The sequence below is a fragment of the Cyanobium sp. Lug-B genome (assembly GCF_024345635.1).
In the GTDB taxonomy this organism is placed as follows: Bacteria; Cyanobacteriota; Cyanobacteriia; order PCC-6307; family Cyanobiaceae; genus Cyanobium; species Cyanobium minutissimum.
The window spans coordinates 1-5,636 of sequence record NZ_JAGQBM010000108.1 but is presented as its reverse complement, the minus strand read 5'-3'; the positions used below and the strand labels follow the sequence as shown (position 1 = coordinate 5,636).

Below are 5,636 nucleotides of genomic sequence, written 5' to 3'. Positions count from 1 at the left end.
GTGACGGTCCCGGCGATCCCTGCTGCGGTCGCCCCCGCCGTGGCGGCCCCCGCTGCGACAGCTCCCGCCGTGGCGACCCCCGCCACCGCCGCCCCGGGTCCGGCCCCTGCCCCGGCTCCGGCCAAGGCCACCGTCACCAGCACCCGTGAGATCGTGCTGGAGCTGGGCAAGCGCACGATCAGCCTGCGGGACAACGGCAAGGTGCTGGGCAGCTGGCCCGTGGCCATCGGCGACGCCCGCACCCCCACCCCCAAGGGGCGCTTCCTGGTGGAGACCAAGGTGGTCAACCCCCAGTACCAGAGCACGGTGAGCGGCAAGATCAGCCCCACCAAGGGCCCCAATGGCCCCCTCGGCGACCGCTGGATCGGCTTCAAGCGCAGCGGCCCCAACCAGTACGGCATCCACGGCACCCCGAGCGCCTGGGCCTGGACCGTCACCTCCCGCTCCGCCGTCACCAACGGCTGTGTCCGGATGCTCACGCCCCATGTCCGCGCCCTGTTTGACCAGGTGGAGGTGGGCACACCGGTTGTGGTCAAACCCTGAGCGCCGAAGGGCGATTGCGGCAACACCGGGAGCGACCGAAGAGATTCTGGAGATTGTTCAGGAAGGGTTTGATGTCTCGGTGCAAACACCTAATGTCTTGAAACTCGATCAACAGCGGCGCGCTCCAGAACCGCCGAATTCCCTCCCATGTTCGATTCCACTCACGAACCCACCACCGACCAGCTCAACAGCACGTCGCTGAAGTGGGGCCATGACGGTGAGCTCTCCGAACTGGACCTGCAGCGGATTCTGGGTCTCCTCTCTCAGGTTGATCCCGTCGCCGAGGCGTTGATGGAGGGCCGCTCCGAAGCCGCCTGAAGGCGCCGGGCCAGGGCCCGGGCCATGCCGTCGCGGCTGGCCACCCCCCGCAGCAGCTCGACGGCGAGCCCCCCGGGGGGCAGACCATGGGGCAGATGGCCCCCCGCTCCCTCCGGCACCGCGAAGACCGGCAGCTGCCGCAGGCCATTGGGCCTGAGCTGGTCTTCAAGCCGGTCCAGATGCACCCCGGCCGGCAGCCAGACCAGGTCGGTTCGCAGACAATCCTCGAGGCAAGGCGCCTGCGAACGGCTGAGGTCGGAGGCGAGGCCGCGCTGCAGGTCCCCGATCGTCACCAGCCCCAGGGCCAGACCGGCCCGCTCCACCAGCAGGCAATGGCCATGGCTGTCGATCAGCCGGGCCAGGGCCGCTGAGGCCGCCATGGCGGCCGGCAGCACCAGCGGCGCCTCCGGGTCGAAGGCCTCCTCCACCGGAATGGCCGCCAGCTCGCCGCGGCGACGCTCCTCCTGGGGATCCGGTCCCATCAGGCCCGGATCCTGAATGCCCTGCCAGCGCTCCACCAGGGCGGCGCTGAGGCCGGCCGCCGCCATCAGCGGCAGCACGATGCGGATGTCCCGGGTGAGCTCGAACAGCAGCAGCAGGGCGGTGAGCGGCGCCCGGGCGCTGCCGGCCAGCACCGCCGCCATGCCGACCATGGCGTAGGCGGGGGGTTCGGCCACCGGCAGGTTCAGGCCGCCGCTGCCCAGCGCCTGGCCGTAACAGCTGCCCAGCACCGCCCCCAGGAACAGGGAGGGGGCGAACCCGCCCCCCACGAAGCCCGTGGCGTTGCTGACGGTGGTGGCCACCAGCTTGACGCCGATCAGGGCCACCAGCGTGAGCAGGGGGATACCGCCGTCCCGACCCAGCAGGGCTTCGATCGTGTCGTAGCCGACCCCGAGCACCTGGGGGAACACCAGGGCCATCCCGCCGAGGGCCGCCCCGCCCAGGGCCGTGGGCAGCCCCGGCGGCAACCGCCGCACCACGGCCTGGACCCGCTCGTCGCGGCCGGCGGCCAGCAGGCGGATCAGCAGCCACGACATCAGACTGGCCAGCAGCCCCAGCCCCAGGTAGAGGGGAAGCTCCAGCGGGGAGCGCACCTCATAGGCGGGCAGGCGCAGGATCGGCGTGTCGCCGAGGCACAGCTGGGTGACCAGGGCCGAGGCCACCGCCGCCACCAGGACCGCCCGCAGGCTGGGGCGGCCCGGGATGGCGCTGTAGCTGCCCTCGAAGGCGAAGAACACCCCGGCGATGGGGGCCTTGAAGCCGGCCGCCAGGCCCGCCGCCACCCCGGCCCCCACCAGGGCCTTCTGGGCCTGGGGGGAGAGGCGGCCCCGCAGGGCCACCCAGAGGCCGATGTTGCCGCCGCCTTCGACGCTGGGGCCTTCGGGGCCGAGGGAGGCGCCGCTGCCCAGGCTCAGGGAGGCCGCCACCAGCCGCAGCCAGGGCAGGCGCGGCTCGCCCGCCTGGCGGCCGTCGGCGATGGCCATCAGGCTCGACAGACCCGGACCGATGCTCCCGGCCACATGGCGCAGCAGACCCACCGCCAGGCCGCCGAGGGTCGGCACCACCACCACGGGCCAGAGGGCCAGCCAGTCCGGCGGGGTGGGCAGGCTGATGGGCGGGGGTTCGGGGAGCGGGGGCGGCGGCGGTGCCGCCGCCAGCAGGCCGATGCCGTCGAGCCCGAGCTGGAGCAGGGCCCGCAGGGGGGTGCCGCTGTCGGGGGCCAGCGGCGGCAGGTCGATCGGCGGCAGGTCGGCGGGGGTGGCGGGCGAGGAGCGCCCGATCACCAGCAGCCCCTCCACGAACGGGCCGAACAGGAAGTTGTTGATGAAGCCCAGCAGCTCGTGGAACGCCACCACCGCCAGGCCCGTCAGGGTGCCGACCAGGGCCGCCCAGGCCAGCAGGTTCCACTGGAAGGGCAGACCCCGCAGGTCGGCTTCGGCCCCGGAGGTCCGGGGACCGGAGGCCCGAGGACCGGAGGCCTCAGCTTTCGGGGCGGACGCTGGCAAAGATCTCCTCCAGGATCTCCCCGGCCCCCTGGGACCGCAACGTGCCCGCCAGCGCCACCCCGATCGCCTCGGGATCGCTGGCGGGGCCACGGCAGCTCTCGCGCAGCAGGCGCTGACCGTCGATGCTGGCCACCATGCCGGTGAGCACGAGCTCGTCGGCCTCGAAGTGGGTGTTGACGCCGATGGGCACCTGGCAGCCGCCCTCCAGGCTGCGCAGGAAGGCCCGCTCCGCCAGGCAGCGGCGGGCGGTGGGCTGGTGCTCCAGCACGGCGATCGTCTCGAGCACGGCCGTGTCGCCGTCACGGCATTCGATGCCCAGGGCCCCCTGGCCCACGGCATGGAGCGAGATGGCGGGGTCGATCAGCTCGTGGATGCGATCGCCCAGGCCGAGGCGGGTGAGGCCGGCCGCCGCCAGGATCAGGCAGTCATAGACGCCGGCGTCGAGCTTCTCCAGCCGGGTGATCACGTTGCCCCGCACATCCTTGAACACCAGGTGGGGGTAGTGGTGACGCAGCTGGGCCAGGCGGCGCAGGGAGCTGGTGCCCACCACGCTGCCCTCGGGCAGGGTGGCCAGGGTGCGGTCCCGGTGCCGTTCATGCACCACCAGGGCATCGGCCGGGTCCTCCCGCTCGGTGATGCAGCCCAGGATCAGGCCCTCGGGGAGGTTGGTGGGCAGGTCCTTGAGGCTGTGGACGGCGATGTCGGCCCGGTCGACCAGCATCTGGGCCTCCAGTTCCTTGGTGAACAGGCCCTTGTCGCCGATCTTGGCCAGGGCCACATCGAGAATCTTGTCCCCCTGGGTGGCCATCGCCTCGATCGTGATCGCCAGCCCGGGATGGGCGCGGGAGAGCTCATCCCGCACCCAGTGGGTCTGGACCATGGCCAGCTGGCTGCGGCGGGAAGCGATGCGCAGGGTGGAGCTGGTCATCGGCGGCTTCGGGCGGCAGCGACCGCTGCCAGGCAACAGCCGCCCAGCCTAGGCATCGGCCCGTCCCGGTCCCCAGCCCGCGGACGGAACGTGATCAGCTGATGGGATCAGGCGAACAGATCCAGGGGCAGGGGCCCCCACGTATCCTCGGCCTCCGGATCGGCGGCGCCATGGCCGGTGATCAGGATCCCCTCGCCGAGTCCCTCCTCAAGGCGCAGATGCAACAGACCCGTGCGCTGGTTGCCCTTGAGGAACACCGGGCCGGTCTCCGCTGCGCCGGGTTCCCCCGGCTGCAGGGCCGTCCAGCCCTGGGCCTCCTCCAGCTGCCGCAGGGCCGTCAGGGCCGCCGCCGCCGAGGGCGCCATGATCCCGATCGTGAACCACTCACAGGCCTGCAGGCGGGGGGTGAGCTCCTGGCGCAGCAGGAGGCTTCCCTCGCCGTCGAGGGCCGGGGCGGTGCGCAGGCCCCGCAGAGCGGCCAGTCCGGAGCTGGGGAGGTCGGTGGTCAAGGGGATCGCAGCGGTCGGGCCGTTCCACTCTGGGGGTCGGCGGTGGGCGGATCGCGCCAGCAGGCCAGGCACACCGTCAGCCAGGCCAGCCCGACGGCGGCACCCGCCAGCAGATCCGTGGGCCAGTGGGCCCGCACATAGAGGGTGCTGAGCCAGACCAGACCCACCAGGGCGCAGGCCACCACCGCCAGGGTGCGCCGCAGCTGCGGATGGTGGGATCCCAGGATCACCACCATGGCGAAGTAGAAAGCCACGGCCCCGGCGGCATGGCCGCTGGGGAAGCTGTGGCCATCCAGCGGCAGCAGGCTGCCCGGCGGGCGCTGGCGGCTGAACAGGGGCTTGAACACCAGATCCACCAGGATCAGGATGCCCCCGGTGGCCATCACCAGCAGGCGCAGGTCCTTCCACCAGCGCCGCCGCAGCAGGTGGACCAGGGCCATCGCCACCAGGACGGCGGTGAAGCCGACACCGGTCGCCCGGTACACCTGGGTCAGGACCCCGCCCACCAGGCCGTGGAAGTGGTTGCCCAGCCAGTCCAGGACGGCCGCGTCAAGCAGGGCCAGGGGCCGGCCCGGGGCCACCGCCACGAACAGCCCCACCAGCACGATCAGGCAGCCGGGCAGCAGGATCCTCTCCCGTGGCAGCAGGTGGAACCCCATCACGGCACCAGGTGGTGGCGGGGCACCCGCCAGAGGGCCAGCTCGCCGGTGCGGGCCAGCCGCTCGATCCCCTGCGGGGGCAGGGCCAGGGCCTCCAGATCGCGGCGGTCGCCCACCAGGCGCACCGAACGACTCCCCGGCGACAGAGCAAGGGCGGCGGGGCCCTGCACGGCCAGCTGGTTGATGTGGTGGCGGTCGGAGACGAAGACGGCCTCCGGCTCGCCGTAGAACAGCAGGCTGTAGCGCAGGGTTCCGACGATCAGCAACGGCTCCTCGGGCCGGGCGGCGGCCTGGGCGGTGCGGGCCATCTGGCGCAGGGGCACCTGACGCTCGCGGTCCAGCAGGGGGGCGAGGGGGGCGATCACCAGGCCGAGCACCGCCAGGAAGCCAGCCAGGCTGGGCAGCCACAGCCAGTCGGTGGCCTTGGGCCGCAGCAGCAGCACCAGCAGGGCCAGGGCCGTCAGCCCCAGACACACCGAGAGCACCAGGGGCAGGCCCGAGCGCGACAGGGCCGCGCCGAACTCCGGATAGGCGGGATCCCCCGCCACCCAGGCCGGGGCCAGGGCGGCCGCCACGGCCATGGCGGCCAGCAGCAGCACCTCGAAGCCCGCGGCGATCCGCACCCCGGTCCGGCCCGGGGCGGCCGGGGCCAGGGCCGGGGTGGCCGAGGCCG

At 73.0% G+C, this 5,636-nt stretch carries 6 protein-coding genes and 1 pseudogene; 2 read left to right on the top strand and 5 right to left on the bottom strand.

The genetic code is table 11. From position 1 onward, the window contains the following. Positions 1 to 543: a L,D-transpeptidase gene (locus KBY81_RS16280; RefSeq protein ID WP_254977067.1), complete on the top strand. Its 543-nt coding sequence runs from the start codon at positions 1 to 3 to the stop codon at positions 541 to 543. Between the two features lie 147 nt (positions 544 to 690). Then, positions 691 to 861: a hypothetical protein gene (locus KBY81_RS16275; RefSeq protein WP_015107769.1), complete on the top strand. Its 171-nt coding sequence runs from the start codon at positions 691 to 693 to the stop codon at positions 859 to 861. On the opposite strand, the gene KBY81_RS16270 is transcribed toward KBY81_RS16275, so the two are convergent. From KBY81_RS16270 to KBY81_RS16250, 5 genes and pseudogenes are all read right to left on the bottom strand, one after another. Then, entirely contained in the window at positions 807 to 2,867 is a 2,061-nt protein-coding gene (locus KBY81_RS16270; RefSeq protein ID WP_254977066.1) for a chloride channel protein, read from the bottom strand. The genes KBY81_RS16275 and KBY81_RS16270 overlap by 55 nt on opposite strands. Then, on the bottom strand, positions 2,842 to 3,795 hold the full coding sequence (hemC, locus tag KBY81_RS16265) for a hydroxymethylbilane synthase (protein ID WP_106221290.1): 954 nt from the start codon (positions 3,793 to 3,795) through the stop codon (positions 2,842 to 2,844). The genes KBY81_RS16270 and hemC overlap by 26 nt, the downstream gene beginning before the upstream one ends. A gap of 107 nt (positions 3,796 to 3,902) precedes the next feature. Continuing rightward, positions 3,903 to 4,304: a DUF1824 family protein gene (locus tag KBY81_RS16260; protein ID WP_106221292.1), complete on the bottom strand. Its 402-nt coding sequence runs from the start codon at positions 4,302 to 4,304 to the stop codon at positions 3,903 to 3,905. Then, entirely contained in the window at positions 4,301 to 4,963 is a 663-nt protein-coding gene (locus KBY81_RS16565; protein WP_261357332.1) for a phosphatase PAP2 family protein, read from the bottom strand. Before KBY81_RS16565 ends, KBY81_RS16260 begins: the two co-directional genes overlap by 4 nt. Continuing rightward, a pseudogene (locus tag KBY81_RS16250) lies at positions 4,963 to 5,636 on the bottom strand (glycosyl transferase family 39); the annotation flags it as partial. The gene KBY81_RS16565 and the pseudogene KBY81_RS16250, both read right to left, overlap by 1 nt.

What these genes read in the sequence shown, in the direction of transcription:
- KBY81_RS16275 (WP_015107769.1), top strand. Translation starts at nt 691, where the DNA reads ATGTTCGATTCCACTCACGAACCCACCACCGACCAGCTCAACAGCACG.
- hemC (WP_106221290.1), bottom strand. Translation starts at nt 3,795, where the DNA reads ATGACCAGCTCCACCCTGCGCATCGCTTCCCGCCGCAGCCAGCTGGCC.
- KBY81_RS16565 (WP_261357332.1), bottom strand. Translation starts at nt 4,963, where the DNA reads ATGGGGTTCCACCTGCTGCCACGGGAGAGGATCCTGCTGCCCGGCTGC.